The organism is Arcobacter sp. CECT 8989 (assembly GCF_004116715.1).
GTDB lineage: Bacteria > Campylobacterota > Campylobacteria > Campylobacterales > Arcobacteraceae > Halarcobacter.
On the sequence record NZ_PDKE01000131.1, the window covers coordinates 1 to 389 of the forward strand.

The 389-nt window shown below is 59.1% G+C and carries 1 pseudogene; it reads left to right on the plus strand.

The features are described from left to right. A pseudogene (locus tag CRV02_RS14705) lies at window positions 1-389 on the plus strand (phage portal protein); the annotation flags it as partial.

Consider the following 389-nt stretch of genomic DNA (forward strand, 5'->3'; position numbering starts at 1 on the left):
TTGAAGCGGGATGGACAGAGTTTGCCTAGGATGACTGCTGCTGCATTGACGTTGAGCGACACCGCTCGTTTACCATGAGGATTTGGGACGGGGTGGCCATGCACGCCTTTCACGGTGACCTGTTCGTTCAGGCCCCCTGGGATACCAGTTCGTCGCGGCTTTTACGGACACAGTTCCGGATGGTCAGCCCGAAGCGCATCAGCAACCCGAACAATACCGGCGACAGCCGGAACTGCCGTGCCGGTGTGCAGATTAATGACAGCGGTGCGGCGCTGGGATATTACGTCAGCGAGGACGGGTATCCTGGCTGGATGCCGCAGAAATGGACATGGATACCCCGTGAGTTACCCGGCGGGCGCGCCTCGTTCATTCACGTTTTTGAACCCGGG